The sequence below is a fragment of the Peribacillus sp. P4_C12 genome (assembly GCF_056402095.1).
In genome coordinates this window covers 34,572-48,599 of sequence record NZ_JBFUIB010000010.1, presented here as the reverse complement: position 1 = coordinate 48,599, position 14,028 = coordinate 34,572, and the positions used below count along the sequence as shown (strand labels likewise).

At 37.5% G+C, this 14,028-nt stretch carries 9 protein-coding genes, 1 tRNA gene, 1 rRNA gene and 1 pseudogene; 5 read left to right on the top strand and 7 right to left on the bottom strand.

What is annotated here, in order from left to right:
• The 3 genes from AC1DUW_RS04485 to AC1DUW_RS04475 all read right to left on the bottom strand — a co-directional run.
• Nucleotides 1-78 (bottom strand): 16S ribosomal RNA (locus AC1DUW_RS04485); the annotation flags it as partial.
• 317 nt (nucleotides 79-395) lie between these two features.
• Entirely contained in the window at nucleotides 396-563 is a 168-nt protein-coding gene (locus tag AC1DUW_RS04480; RefSeq protein ID WP_477642053.1) for a hypothetical protein, read from the bottom strand.
• A 191-nt stretch (nucleotides 564-754) separates the two neighbouring features.
• Nucleotides 755-1,660 (bottom strand): DMT family transporter, encoded by a 906-nt coding sequence (locus tag AC1DUW_RS04475; protein ID WP_053348842.1) that lies wholly within the window; start codon nucleotides 1,658-1,660, stop codon nucleotides 755-757.
• A 143-nt stretch (nucleotides 1,661-1,803) separates the two neighbouring features.
• Here AC1DUW_RS04475 and AC1DUW_RS04470 point away from each other — a divergent pair, with 143 nt between their 5' ends.
• The gene (locus AC1DUW_RS04470) at nucleotides 1,804-2,511 is read left to right on the top strand and encodes an MgtC/SapB family protein (RefSeq protein WP_053348841.1); all 708 of its coding nucleotides are present in this window, start codon (nucleotides 1,804-1,806) and stop codon (nucleotides 2,509-2,511) included.
• Nucleotides 2,512-2,628: 117 nt separating this feature from the next.
• Nucleotides 2,629-2,701: transfer RNA gene (locus tag AC1DUW_RS04465), tRNA-Ala, on the top strand.
• Nucleotides 2,702-2,810: 109 nt separating this feature from the next.
• Here AC1DUW_RS04465 and AC1DUW_RS04460 read toward each other — a convergent pair.
• Nucleotides 2,811-3,443 (bottom strand): annotated as a pseudogene (locus tag AC1DUW_RS04460) (site-specific integrase); the annotation flags it as partial.
• Between the two features lie 630 nt (nucleotides 3,444-4,073).
• A complete protein-coding gene (locus AC1DUW_RS04455) occupies nucleotides 4,074-6,353 on the bottom strand; it encodes an ATP-binding cassette domain-containing protein (RefSeq protein WP_477642052.1) in 2,280 nt (759 codons plus the stop codon).
• Nucleotides 6,354-8,047: 1,694 nt separating this feature from the next.
• On the opposite strand from AC1DUW_RS04455, the gene AC1DUW_RS04450 reads away from it, so the two are divergent.
• Entirely contained in the window at nucleotides 8,048-8,278 is a 231-nt protein-coding gene (locus tag AC1DUW_RS04450) for a helix-turn-helix domain-containing protein (RefSeq protein ID WP_053348838.1), read from the top strand.
• Between the two features lie 396 nt (nucleotides 8,279-8,674).
• On the opposite strand, the gene AC1DUW_RS04445 is transcribed toward AC1DUW_RS04450, so the two are convergent.
• Nucleotides 8,675-9,586 carry a hypothetical protein gene (locus AC1DUW_RS04445; protein ID WP_477642051.1) on the bottom strand — a complete coding sequence of 304 codons (912 nt, stop codon included), beginning with the start codon at nucleotides 9,584-9,586 and terminating at the stop codon, nucleotides 8,675-8,677.
• A gap of 1,188 nt (nucleotides 9,587-10,774) precedes the next feature.
• Nucleotides 10,775-10,939 (bottom strand): hypothetical protein, encoded by a 165-nt coding sequence (locus AC1DUW_RS04440; RefSeq protein WP_161804983.1) that lies wholly within the window; start codon nucleotides 10,937-10,939, stop codon nucleotides 10,775-10,777.
• Nucleotides 10,940-11,346: 407 nt separating this feature from the next.
• Here AC1DUW_RS04440 and AC1DUW_RS04435 point away from each other — a divergent pair, with 407 nt between their 5' ends.
• Both AC1DUW_RS04435 and pruA read left to right on the top strand, forming a co-directional pair.
• The gene (locus tag AC1DUW_RS04435; RefSeq protein WP_053348836.1) at nucleotides 11,347-12,264 is read left to right on the top strand and encodes a proline dehydrogenase family protein; all 918 of its coding nucleotides are present in this window, start codon (nucleotides 11,347-11,349) and stop codon (nucleotides 12,262-12,264) included.
• 56 nt (nucleotides 12,265-12,320) lie between these two features.
• The gene (gene pruA / locus AC1DUW_RS04430) at nucleotides 12,321-13,862 is read left to right on the top strand and encodes an L-glutamate gamma-semialdehyde dehydrogenase (protein ID WP_053348835.1); all 1,542 of its coding nucleotides are present in this window, start codon (nucleotides 12,321-12,323) and stop codon (nucleotides 13,860-13,862) included.
• The last annotated feature ends 166 nt before the right edge of the window (nucleotides 13,863-14,028 follow it).

The following is a 14,028-nucleotide window of genomic DNA, read 5'->3' as shown; positions in this document are numbered from 1 at the left end:
CCCATCGATTCGCTCGACTTGCATGTATTAGGCACRCCGCCAGCGTTCGTCCTGAGCCAGGATCAAACTCTCCGAAGAAATGTTTGACTTGCTCATTTTGCTTTTTTGATAGTGTGTGCTCACTTAAAAATTAACGTTGGCGCTTTGTTTTGTTCAGTTTTCAAAGAGCAATTTGTTGTCGTTTCTCTCAGAAGCGACTCCTATAATGTAACACATTGTGTCACGTTTCGTCAACAACTTTTTTTAAAAAGTTTTCAACAGCTTGTTGAGCTGTTTAAGTTGTTGTCTTAGCGACAAGAAATAATATACCATGTACAAATAATGTTTGCAATATGTTTTTCAAAACTTTTTTTCGAAAAAGGTGTTTTTTTCATTCTCCTTCTATATATTCCTTTCTAGAATAACTCTTTTTCGAATGCGCCAAGCCCCCCTACCTCAAAAACACAGTCCGCCGCTTCAGCTGAATTAACTCGCATATTTCCCCTTAATCCCAAATAGACATATAAAGATATCTTCTTTCTTTGAGGTGAAGCAATGAATCTATCATTAATCGCACTACTCATTTCTTACAGCATGGCTCTTTACTTATTTAGCACTGCTTATTATGAAGCCATAAAGTTCAGTAGGGAAAAAGGGAAAGTGAATGGTACAACGTTTTTGTTTAGCTTTACATTTGCCTTGATCTTCACTCGGATTACCTATTTGTTTTATCCCTATTAAATAAAAGCAGTAAGTCGGATTCGACTTACTGCTTTTATATGGAGACTGCTTCTTTTTTCTGCACCTTACTATTCTGTTCATCCTTTAGGAATATCATCAAGCCGGCCAATATGATGGTACCTCCTAGGATTTGCGTCCAGAGTATGGGTTCACCAAGAATGAAGTAAGCTAGAATTGTCGCTCCAATCGGTTCCAGTAAGATTCCCATAGAGATTGTTGAAGTACTTAACCACTTCAATGACCAGTTGAATAATGAATGCCCTAATAGAGTCGGGAAAATAGCAAGCAAAACGAAATAAATCCAGTCGACAGTAGGATATGGTCCCAGCGGCTCTCCCTTAAGGACAACGTAGAAAAACAATGTAAATGCACTAATTGCATACACGACAAAAGTGTATGTTATAGAAGAGATACGCTTTCTAACATTTTGACCAAATAGTAAATAACCAGTTACTAACGCACATGCAACAAGGGAAAGAATGTCTCCCCAAAGCGCCATACCGCTGATTCTAAAATCTCCCCAGCTGATGACAAGACTGCCGGCTATCGCGATGATCCCGCTTAATATTGCCTTCATTGAAAATCGTTCTTTAAAAAACAAGTAAGCCCCGGCAAACGCAAATAACGGCTGAAGGGTGACAAGCACAGTTGAACTCGCAACCGACGTGTAATTGAGCGATTCAAACCATAATATAAAATGAAAAGCTAGGAACACACCTGCCGCAATCGAACACAACCAGTCCTTTTTCTCAATGAATTTAAGTTCATGGCGGTATTTTATTATGAAAACCGGCAACATAAGTAGAACAGTAAATAATAAACGATAAAAGGCTATAACACCTGATGGAGCAGATGCTAATTTAACAAGTATGGCCGAAAATGAAACGGATGCCACACCTATCGCCAATGCAAAATAGGGATTTATTTTAGGTATTTGCATTCTTGTTCCTCTTTTCATGTTGAATTACCTATCATTGTACTCTATTTTACTATGGTAAAATTATTAGAGTGAGTTATTTGAAAAAACGGGTATATTGCACCAATCATATAATTCTCGATACTCTTTCGGAAGTGGTGAACATTATGGAATGGACATTCGATCCTCAATCAGAACTGCAAATACTTATTAAGCTGGGGATCTCAGCTCTCCTTGGATTAATTATCGGGCTAGAGCGAGAAATGAAACGAAAACCCGTTGGATTAAAAACAAGCTTGGTTATTTCCATCGTCAGCTGTTTATTAACGATTGTTTCCATGGAGTCAGCTTATAAATTCCCCGGAAGTGACGATGTAAATATCACAATGGATCCCTTACGTCTTGCCGCACAGATTGTTTCTGGCGTCGGCTTTATCGGGGCCGGCGTTATTCTCCGCCGTGACAATAACAGCATCTCCGGTTTAACCACCGCTGCCATCATTTGGGGAGCAGCCGGAATTGGGATTGCTGTCGGAGCTGGATTCTTTCTCGAAGCAATTGCCGGAGTCATTCTATTAATCATCAGTGTCGAATTGGTACCCGTAGTCGTCACCTGGCTTGGCCCGATGAAATTACGGCAAAAAGAAATCTTTCTGCAGCTAGTGGTAAAAGATAAAGATGACATCGCTTTAGTTCTCAAAAAAATCAAAGACGAAAAGATTTTCATCAAAAACCTAAGAATCAAAGATGTTGCAGAAGACCATCACCTCTTAACACTTAAAGTTTTGGTCGATCATAAAGTTAGAACCTCAGAAGTTTATTACACCGTCTCCAACCTTAAAGAAATTGCACGGGTAGAAATCGAGAATGCTTAAGTGAAAAAAAACCGTTTGATACCCTCAAACGGTTTTTTCTTACTATTTTGCAAATTTCTCAATTTTATTATTGACTTTTCCTGAAATTTCGATAAAATAATTATTGTACCCTAACCCGGGGCATTAGCTCAGCTGGGAGAGCGCTACGCTGGCAGCGTAGAGGTCAGCGGTTCGATCCCGCTATGCTCCATACTTGGAAACCCTTGTGTATCAAGGGTTTTTTTCTTTTTATATACCACTGTTCCCCTAATATTTTCTTCGAAAATGTCCGTCTGGTCACAATCTGGTCACACACGCAATTATTTAATAATTTCATCTAATTTACGAGCCACTTCTTCTTGCATTGATGGAAGAACGTGTGAATAGGTATCAAGTGTAACTTTTTTGTTACTGTGTCCTAATCTTTCTGAGATGACTTTGACATGAACACCATTGGAAAGAAGCAAGGTAGCATGTGTATGTCTTAAATCATGGAAGCGGATTTCAGGAACATCAGCCATTTTGATCATCCTTTTAAAAGTCCTTCTAATATTTACAGGATTAAGCGGTGTACCATGCTGAGTACAAGCAACTAAATCAAAGTCTTGATAAATAGGGCCTAGGCTTAGCTTTTCTTTCGAAACAGTTAATTTACGAGTTATAAGGACCTTTATAGACGACAGGGATAAATTTATTGTCCGTAGACTAGACTTGGTTTTAGCTCCGCTTAAAAATGTCTTACCGTCATGACTAAGAGTCTGTTTAATATTTAACAATCCTTTTTCCAAATTAATATCCTTCCAAGGCAATCCAAGTATTTCACCTTGTCGCATACCAGTTGTTAATGCAAGGTAAAATACAATATAAACAGGATCCTCTTTTGCTACTTTTAGAAATCTATTTACTTCCTCTTCATCCCATACATTCATTTCTTTCTTATTTGCCTTGGCAATTTATTTTTCGAACAAGAAATGTATTGAATAAAATCGTCACCAAAGTCAATTTTTATAATCATAAGCGTTTAACTCCTTAAAATCGTTTTGAAATTAAGGCTATTATAGCATTCCTTATTAAACTAACCTGCCCCTTTAGTTCCATAAGAAAGTGTTGCGTAGCAACCCTATTGTTAAACTCAAGCACCCGTTAATTGAAGAAGAAAATGGCAAAAGAGAGCTCATTTTTATGGTACAAATAAAATAATGAATAACATAAATACTGCCAAACCAAGAAACATTGAAATGAGCTTAATCCACCATTTTTCTTTAGTTATCGTAAATAGCGTAAATATCATTATCATAAAAACCCATTTTGAAACCTTTTCATTTATGTTCAATGAATCAGGCAAGAAAATAATGGTTATGTAAAGCATTAAAAATTAATTGTGACACGCACTCCACATGTCCAGAGTGTATGTCGCAACACATGGGTGCTGATGGGTTTATGTAGAGAAGGGGAAACGGCTTCTTGCAATAACGGTTAGGATGGAGTTTCGATTGGTTACGGCCAACACCAGCAATTTATCTTTCATTAGAAAGAATCAGCCACTTTGATAAGTGGGGAAGTTCAAATAATAAATCCACATTTTAAGTGAAATGTTTTCTAACTCCATCCTTTAACCATTTCGCTGTCAATGTTTCTGCATTTAATATCTCTTCTGGTGTGCCTTCAAATATAATATGTCCGCCTTGTTTTCCTCCTCCTGGACCCAATTCTATTACCCAGTCACTCGCCGCTATAAATTCTAGATTGTGTTCGATGATTATAACAGAATTACCTCTGTTTACAAGTTTTTGAAACACATCTAAGAGTTTTCCATTATCTTTTGTGTGTAGTCCTAAGGATGGCTCGTCTAATAAGTATATTTGTCCTTCTTTTTGTAAGTGGCTTGCAAGTTTTAGACGTTGGATTTCTCCTCCGCTTAGAGAACTTGTTGTCTGTCCTAGAGTTAGATACCCTAACCCTACGTCTTTTAGTGTATTCACTCTTTTTATGATCTTTGGCATTTTAAAATAGATAATAGCCTCGTCTATAGTTAAATCTAAAATCTCTTCCATATTTTTATCTTGATATCGATATGACAGTGCTTCGTCTGAATATCTCGTACCACCACATGCTTCACACGGGATTGTCACTGGATCTGCAAATGCTACGTCTGGCGTTAGGACTCCTTTTCCTTTGCAGCTAGGACATGCTCCTAATGAGTTAAAGCTGAACAAACCTGCTGGTTGTCCTGTTTCTTTTGAAAATATTGAGCGAATATCATCCATTATTCCCATATATGTAGCTAGTGTCGAACGGTTCGAAATTCCTATACTACCTTGCCCTACCATTATGGTTTCGGGATAACTTTCTGTGAATGCTCCAAACATTAAAGAGCTTTTACCTGAACCAGATACTCCACATATAGAGACTAAGACATTTTTAGGAATATTTACGCTTATATTTTTTAAGTTATTGTTACTTGCTCTTTTTATTGTAAAATAACTTTCTATATCCCTTGGATTTTTGTTGATTTTTAGACTGTGGTTTAGGGTTGTTGCGGTTGGAGAGGTTTTTAGTCCTTCTAATTTTCCTTGATAGACAACTTCTCCTCCATTTACACCTGCTCCTGGTCCCATCTCTATTATTTCATCCGCTACTTTTATTACTGATAGATCGTGTTCGATTACAATTACGGTATTATGTTGGGCTTTTAGATTTTTCATCATTTGTATTAACATATCCACTTCTTCTGGATGGAGTCCTGCACTTGGTTCGTCGAAAATGTATGTGATATTGTTTAGGCTGCTCCCTAAATGACGAGCGATTTTTACCCTTTGAGCTTCGCCACCGGACAAGGTACCCATTTTTCTTGATAGACTCAAATATCCTAATCCCATTTCAACTAGTTGTATGATATGTGGGATTGCTTGTTGTGCGATAGATTCTCCCATAGGATCTTTTATGTTTGTTAGTTCTTCCAGTAGTTCTGTAAGCTCAAATTGATCGTATTCTGCGATATTTAAACCATTTATTCTACATTCCAATACCTTTGGGTTTAGGCCTGAACCTTGGCAGGTTGGGCATAATGAATGTGTTGATACTGCTAAGACGTCATCTTGGGTTACTTCTTTTAGCTTTGAGATATCTCTATTGATATAAAGGCGAGTAAATCTGGGCAATAACCCATCCCACTCATGTTTTTGAGGTCCGTGTTTTGTGTGAAACGGCGCATAGACTCTTTCACCTTCTCGAGGACCATATAATAGCAGGTGGAGCTCTTCTTCTGAGTAGTCCTTTATCGGTTTATCCGGATCGAATAATCCGCAGGTCATCATCCATCGGCCTTGCCAACCTGAAGGAGATAATGGCTTAAATTTCACTGCATAATCTCGAAGTGACTCATTGTAATCGATAATCTTATTTAGGTCTGGCGCAATTACCTCCCCAAATCCACCACATTCTGGACATCTGCCAAAAGAACTTTGGCTCGAAAATTCGTTGGCAGAACCAATTGATGGCTTTCCTATTCTTGAAAACAAAACTCTAATCAATGGATTTATATCCATATAGGTGCCTACTGTTGAGCGGGAATTGCTCCCTGTAGGTCTTTGTTCTACTACTACAACCGGGCTTAAGTTTTGCATAAGATCAGCATGGGGCCTTTCGTACCTTGGCATTTGATATCTGACATAGTGAGGATAATTCAAAGTCATTTGTCTTCTGCTTTCTGTTGCTAATGTATCAAAAACAACGGAGCTCTTTCCTGAGCCTGAAAGACCAGTAAATACGATAATTTTTTCTTTGGGTATGTTTAAATCTACATTTTTTAAATTATTTTCTTTAAGCCCTCTTAAAATGATTTCATCTTTTATTTCTGGCATTTTATCACCCTTTCTGATTTTATCTACTTTGCTTCTTTCAGTTCGCTACAAGTCTAGCCAACCCTCAGGAGGAATACCTTTCAAATTCTCTCGCCTTTCTGGCTAGATAAATAAGAAAATGAGATAATTGCACCAAATAAAATAATTTTTATTGCTTTCGAAACTCTTTTTGATTTTGTTCTTTCTGCAGCTACTCTATAATGATTTCTAGAATTTTTCTATCAATTCATCCATGTAGAACTCCTCGTGAGATATAAATAATCTTTGTTTCGCAATTATCTACAACTATGCATTAATACATTTTGCTAAATCGTTCAACTATACCGGCAAAACTCAACCTCATCACTCGATAATAAAAACATTCATTTCTTTTTCCTAAGACTTAAAACACAAGAAACTGCCTTGTTTATAATCCGCTGAAAAACTTGATTTAAAATGGTCATTTTCGCTTTAATTGATTTCATCCAATTAAAATTTAGCAACGGCTCCCGCACCAATTAAACCGATATTCATAGTTGGCCTCCTTTATTAAAGTAGTAAGTACTAGGAAACATGCAAATGGTCTTCAAAATGGTGATAAAGGACAATATAAAGCGTATACAAAAACAACCCAGTTTCCTATGTCTAGTTCCACCACTCTAACTTTCATACTGCCTTTATGGCATGATATTTRATTAATATTCTAGTTTACACTTTATCACATAAAATTGTTCTAAATTTCACCTGTATTTGTACTATTCTAAATCTTTTCTCCCCTATTCAATATTACTTTTGAAATATTACAAACTCAACTGGATTGCTTTTCTCTACTATGTTCAATTAAAATAAACTCTTCCGAAATCACCCCACTCCACCTCGCATTCAACCGTTTCAGTTAAAATAAAGTTTTTCTACGGAATCCCCATTTCGGACGATTTTTGATTCAAAAATGACCGTTTTTTCCCGCTTTTTCCGCTTTTCACTACATTTTTTTCACCTTTTTTCGAGTGTTAAAATAGAAATCTCTCAGAGTTGGATGAGGGCAAAAAACCAGAAATCCAGGATTATCAAAGGGTGAAAGAGGGAAAAACCCGGAATTCGGAAATTTTTTTCACGAAATCCGAGTCTGAATAGGAGGGGTTTATTTTAATATAAATTGTGTCACACACTCTACATGACTCGACTGTGGAAACATTCTGTCTTATACCGTCCCTTCAGCATTTTAATGTTTGTCGGAGGTAATAGGGAGTGTCCGTTCAACTATTACTCCTCCAGAAAAATACTCTCTTGCTGATAAATCTAAGGGATACAATTAATAATAACTTTTCTTACTATTTAGCATACCATCACACCTCACAATCCTATTGATGTTATCCCTACACCTGACGAACCATAATCCTCCGTTAACTTATTGATGCAACCATTTCTCAGCTTGCTCCTAATATAAATATCAGTTTATATCCCTTCGTATTTCGTGAGGGTTTCCCCCTCGTGATCCCCTTTCCGTTTCCATCCGCCCCGCTTCTTCAAAACACTTTCGTCCTTTATCGCTTCGCTTTCGATTTGGCAAAGACTACTCTAGTAAGGCTACTAGGGTAGTTAACTTATTAGACTTACCGTTTTTTCTTTATACCAATTATTTGCGAAACTATGCGTATATTTTTGTGAAAGATGGACGAGACTGCTAGTACAATAAATACTAGGTGGTACGCGAAATGTTTAGATTCGGGAAGGGAAAGCGTCGGAGTAAGGTCGGCAAATTAATAGATAAGCACGGGTATACACAAGAGGAGTTTGTAAGCGCGTCTGGAATCTCACGCAATACGATTAGCAGAGTTTGCAGTGATCCTAAGTATGTGCCTTCAGCTGGAGTATTAAAGAAAATTATGAAGGCGATTCGGAGTATAGATGCTGGCGCAAAGTCAGACGAATATTTTGATATTTAAGGTTGCCCTGATTATTCGATGTTTAAACGCAAAAAAAGCCCCGACTCAAACGAACGGTTCCACTTAAGGTCGTGGCTTTGATACGTTACATGAAAGCAGATATTTCTTTGTATTGTTTGCTAATTTTCCGTTTCATTGTGTCCTTCCAAAATCCCATTTAAACAACTTCATTTAGCTGCCTCAAAATTGAGTAGAACAAACCCTGCAGGTCAAATTATGTTGATCTTCAGGTTATAGCAGCAGTAGCAGGGGATTGCGAGCCCGTGCTTGGAAGTTAAAATACCCCTTAAGTCGGCACGAAACCGGCATAAGGGGTATTTTACTTTTTGCGAATTTGAAAGAATTGAAAGAATTGCTCTTAATACTGAAATAAGCGGGACTCTATTATTTCAGTATTTAAGGTTTGATAACTGTTCGAAATGATCCGAAGGCGGCTGTGCTTTCGTAGTCACTCTCGCTAACTTCATAAGGTTTTGGTAAAGCAATAACCTGAAAATTCGAGTTAACTTTTACCTGAGGAAGTTTATATTCAAAAACTTTTCTTTCACCAGGATTAACAACTACATTTCCTACTAATTGTTCATTCTCTAAAGGAATCTGTTGCCAATTATTTAAAGCAATGATATTGTAGTTTTCCTTTTTTTCAACAATGTTACCAACAGATATAAAAACATTTTCACCACTTCTTGCTGTGGGTAGAATATTTAGTTCCTCTTTTTGTTTACTAATAAAAATGGTATCGTTGGGTCCTTCTTTAATCGTTTCATCAGGAATAAAATCAGCTGTTTTTGGTTTGGCTCCGTTGCTCTTAACCTTAAAACGCAAAGGTAAAAATTCCTGCAAAGTATGCATCTTTGATATATCTAATTTATCTAGTAAATAATTTGGTTTTTTAAATATAAGATAATCTATCTCTCTTGTATTATTGTTAGTGGAAATACTCGTATTAAACTCAATTCTTTTATTTGGCTTAGCGTTAAAAGTATAAACACTGTATCGCTTTCCTTCAACTGTGAAGGGTGTTTGTTTAAAGTTTTCAAGGACTATTAATGCATACTCTCTTTCCACTTCGATAAAATTAGAGAGCGAGAGGGTATACTCGAGCTTATTCTCTTTTGGTTCTAGAATACTTCCATTATCTATTACTTTGTCATCCGCATTTAACAACCCGTAGGATATGGTATTGGAACCTTCCTCAAATCCTGGTTGTATTCCTTTTGTGTTTTCGCCTGACATTTTATTGTAAAAGATCCAACCTGAAATTCCAATGAATAAAATGACCGTGACTATCAATAGCTTTTTTTTCATATAATCATTGCTCCTAGAATAAAGTTAAGACTAACAATAGTTAGCCTTAACTTTTTCTTATATTTAAAATTTATCCTTAGTTTCATGTACGACAGTTTTATAACTCTTCTTTACATAAGTATGATTTCCAAAAGCAGTAGCTGGAATACTAGTAGATTTATCAGTATAGGTAGCTCCAGCATATGTTGACTTTGTCTGCGAATCTGTTTTTTGTCCTCGCAACCCGCCCTTACTATTATATACCCTAACTTTAGCAGAGATATGATCTTCTTTTACAGCTGCTGATGAAGTAGCTGTTGCGCTAGGAGAACCAAAAATTGGATTACTAGCCTTTACCTTGGAAGTACACTTGATTTTTTTTCCGGATGTTTCTGCTGTGATACCTGCAGTTAGACTGCTAACTTCAGAAAAACTTGATATGTTAGTAACAGTTGTTTCTGATCTACTTCAGCTGCAATAGCACTATTCCCAATTGATACTAGCAAAAATTGTACCTACAACACATAATTTCTTAAGCATGAATACTCTTTCATCTCCTCTAAATTAAATACCAAATTTTAACACAATTAAAACCATACCATATTTTTCTATTATATTCCATTGTTGTAAAATTTTCCTTAGATTGTTTTATTAGAATACTAGTACTATCACCTTTATGGTTTCGGAGAAAGTAAAATGCCCTTTATCCCGATAAGCCGGCATAAAGGGCATTCGTATTCTAATATGATTTTCTTAATTTGAAAGAATTGTTCTTGTTCCTAAGAATGACGAATTCATTTACTGAATTTTAAATACAGAATGACACCTTCCAGCCCCAAAACGTCATGCCTTCGAACAAAATAATCAGCATTATTCGGTGGAGACAAATGCGTGAGATGACATTTAGCACTTCAGAACCTTTATCTCTACTACATCATGATTACTTATTAATCTAATATGTAAAATCCCCCACTTCTATAGTAGAAGTGGGGATTTTTTTGCTATAGTTATCTATTGATTACATATGTGAAAGGAAAAGAGTCGTTTCAATCTTATTCTTCGCCGCATCTAATGCTTTGACAATTCATATATAGTGACTTCTTTTTGAGTTTATTCACATACTTCCTACTATTATAGACATACACGGTTGCACCTTCTTCAAGCGGGGCTTGATGGATTAGGGACAAGGGGGTATGTAATCCGCCACATCTATTTTCGACTAACCATTTTCTTTATCCTTCGAACAACAGGTGACACAATGACTTTATGTGCTTTTGTGAAGGCTAGTCCAATAAACCCTGTTATTACCAGAGCCATTATCAAGCCGATTATCAATCCAGATGTTTCTCTAAGTTCTTCAAATACCGCACCCATTCCTTATCCCTCCCCGCCTTACCGATGTCACTTATTTTTACAGCCCTCGCCATTAACTTCCGATCATGTAACAGAAGATGTACTCGGTTGGACCTATAGTAAGGTTCATTATATCGCATTGGATTATTATGGTCGAGCTACCACTTTTAAACGCATTCGCAAAGGTTTCATCTTTCACAGGGCTATTTTCTCCTAAGCACCTTTCTTCTAGCTTTTCTTTATAAGATAAATTATAAACCTTCCGTTCTATCCATTAAGATTAGGAGAAAATTGAGTACCTCCCCCTTCTTTGTCCCTAACCGACAAACAAAAGACAGAATTATTGTATTTTTAGAACATTGCGCAAATTGTCGAAAAACCATAAGATTATCTTGTGATTACAACTTCTTAGGGGGTGTGTTTTTTAAATGGAAGCGATTACAAGAGACTTTTTCTTATTTTTATCTAAAAATAACTTACTTAATAATATTGCAAAGAAAAGCGGCGGTAGTTTTGCAGCTGGAAAAATTATAGGGGGAACTGATTTCCAAAGTTCCATTAAATTCATTAAACAGCTTAATAATAGTGGCCTGTCGGTTACAGTCGACCATCTTGGGGAATTCGTTGATTCTAAGGAAGTGACCCAGGAAAGGACAGCAGAATGCATCGAAACCATTGAAATGATCAGCAGAGAAAAACTGGATTCACAGGTATCTCTCAAAATGACTTCTCTGGGTCTTGATATCGATCATAATCTGGTCATCGAGAACATGACAAGAATTCTTGATACAGCAGAAAAACACAATGTCATGGTCACGATTGACATGGAAGATGAGGTTCGCTGTCAGGCAACAATCGATATATTTAGGCAGTTCAAAGAAAAATACAACTGCATAAGTACTGTTTTACAAGCTTATTTATACCGCACAGAGAAAGATTTGGAAGACCTTGCCGAGTATAAGCCATTCTTGCGTCTCGTAAAGGGTGCCTACAAGGAATCTGCCGAGGTGGCTTTTCCCGAAAAGAATGATGTAGATGAAAACTATAAAAAGTTGATTAAGCAAAGTCTTCTTAACGGTAATTATACGGCCATTGCCTCACATGATGACCAAATCATCGAATATACAAAAGCGCTGGCTAAAAAGCATAACATTCCAAATACACAATTCGAATTTCAAATGCTTTATGGCATGAGAAACAAAACACAATACGAGTTGGTCAAGCAAGGTTACAAAATGCGCGTCTATGTACCATATGGTCTGGATTGGTATGGATACTTCATGAGAAGGCTTGCGGAAAGGCCGTCTAATATTGCCTTTGCCTTCAAAGGGATGGTCAGAAGCTAAATATACATTCAACATTCTAATTGCTACAAAAATTCTATAAAAAGGTGTGATTATTAATGATTTCATATAAACACGAACCATTTGTTGATTTTACAAACGAGGAAAACAAAAAAGCATATCAGGAAGCACTTCAAACTGTTGAGGGCTACTTAGGGCAAGACTACCCTCTTTATATCGGGGCAGAGAAAGTAACGACTGATGAGAAAATCGTTTCATATAACCCTGCAGACAAACAAGAGGTCATCGGCCAAGTATCGAAAGCTAACAGGGATCTTGCTGAAAAAGCTATGCAGGAAGCTGCAACAGCTTTTGAAAGCTGGAAAAAAGTGAAACCGGAAATCCGCGCTGACGTTTTGTTCAAAGCTGCTGCCATCATTCGCAGACGCAAGCATGAATTCTCTGCGTTATTGACAAAAGAAGCGGGAAAACCTTGGAATGAGGCTGATGCGGATACAGCGGAAGCGATCGATTTCCTTGAATTCTATGCCCGTCAAATGCTGACGCTTAAAGATGGTGTGCCTGTTCAAAGCCGTCCGGGAGAATTTAACCGCTATGATTACATTCCATTAGGAGTAGGCATCATCATTTCTCCTTGGAACTTCCCATTTGCAATCATGGCAGGTACAGCTGTTGCCGCTATCGTCACTGGTAACACAATCCTGTTAAAACCAGCTTCGACTACTCCTATTGTTGCTGCGAAATTCGTTGAAGTAATGCATGAAGCCGGCCTTCCGTCAGGTGTGTTGAATTTCGTTCCAGGAAGCGGAGCCGAAGTGGGCGACTACCTGGTTGATCATCCTAAAACACGTTTCATTTCCTTCACAGGTTCACGCGATGTAGGTCTGCGCATTTACAAACGTGCGTCAGAAGTGAACGAAGGCCAAATTTGGCTGAAGCGTGTCATCGCTGAAATGGGCGGAAAAGATACGATCGTCGTTGACAAAGAGGCAGATCTTGAATTGGCCGCTCAATCGATCGTGAAATCTGCATTTGGCTTCTCTGGACAAAAATGTTCTGCTTGCTCCCGTGCTGTCATCGTAGAAGATGTATACGATCAAGTTTTAGATCGCGCTGTTGAATTAACAAAACAACTTACTGTTGGTAATCCTGTAGAAAATCATTTCATGGGACCAGTTATCGATCAGGCGGCATTCGATAAAATCATGAGCTATATTGAAATCGGTAAAGAAGAAGGACGCGTTCTAACTGGCGGAGAAGGAGATAGCTCAAAAGGTTACTTCGTTCAACCGACCATCGTCGCTGATGTCGATCCGCAAGCCCGTTTGATGCAAGAAGAAATCTTCGGCCCAGTCGTCGCCTTTACAAAAGCGAAAGACTTTAACGAAGCTCTTGAAATTGCCAATAACACAGAATACGGTTTGACTGGGGCTGTCATTACGACAAATCGCCTGAACATGGAAAAAGCACGTGAAGAATTCCATGTGGGGAACTTGTATTTCAACCGCGGCTGTACTGGTGCAATCGTAGGTTATCAGCCATTCGGCGGGTTCAACATGTCAGGAACCGATTCCAAGGCAGGCGGACCGGACTACTTGCAACTTCATATGCAAGCCAAAACAACATCAGAAACGTTCTGATAATGATCCTTTAAAAGCAAATGAAGTAGAAATGAATAACCTCTTTAGTTAAGTATCTTCTATACTAAGATACACAATCAAAAAGAGGTTAAATGGAGGAAGTGACAAATAGGTTGCTTCCTCTTTTAAAACAAAAAATTATATATTTCATCCTGAAGGGAGTCTT